Genomic DNA, 532 nt, shown 5'->3' with positions numbered 1-532 from the left:
AACAAATCGCAGATGAGAACCCTCAACCCCACCCCGAAAGGCAGAATCTCGAAGCCCTCACCAGAGATGCTCGCGTCCACTGTGCAGTTCTCAAAAAACAACCGGGCCCACCAGCACCGCCACACTCGTCACGAGTGAAGCGGCGACTGGTCCCGCAGTCCGAGGCCACCGGGCAAAGCCCGTTCCCTCAGGACCCAACAGCGTGTCCAACCCCCCACCCGCCCGAAGACCGCCGTTCCCACTCCCCCGAGACCGAAGCCAAGGGGGCGGTACTTGCCGGCTCACGCAGGCGGTGAGCTGAGTAGCCAGTGCTCCACATCTATGAGCAGCCACCTGACGAACGTGCGTCGTCAACGGCGGCCACCGACCCGGGCCTTCCCCAAGAGGAAGCAGCCCTGGCCAGTTGTGCTCCTTAGAAAGGAGGTGATCCAGCCGCACCTTCCGGTACGGCTACCTTGTTACGACTTCGTCCCAATCGCCGGCCCCACCTTCGACCGCTCCCCCCACACAAGGCGGTTGGGCCACGGGCTTC

Annotated in this window: 1 rRNA gene; it reads right to left on the bottom strand. The window is 64.1% G+C overall.

The features are described from left to right. Window positions 1–416: 416 nt before the first annotated feature. Window positions 417–532, bottom strand: a 16S ribosomal RNA gene (locus ABFX46_RS43370); the annotation flags it as partial.

The sequence above is a fragment of the Actinomadura chokoriensis genome, from assembly GCF_039529475.1.
Classification (GTDB): domain Bacteria; phylum Actinomycetota; class Actinomycetes; order Streptosporangiales; family Streptosporangiaceae; genus Spirillospora; species Spirillospora bangladeshensis.
This window is presented reverse-complemented; position numbering and strand designations above follow the sequence as displayed.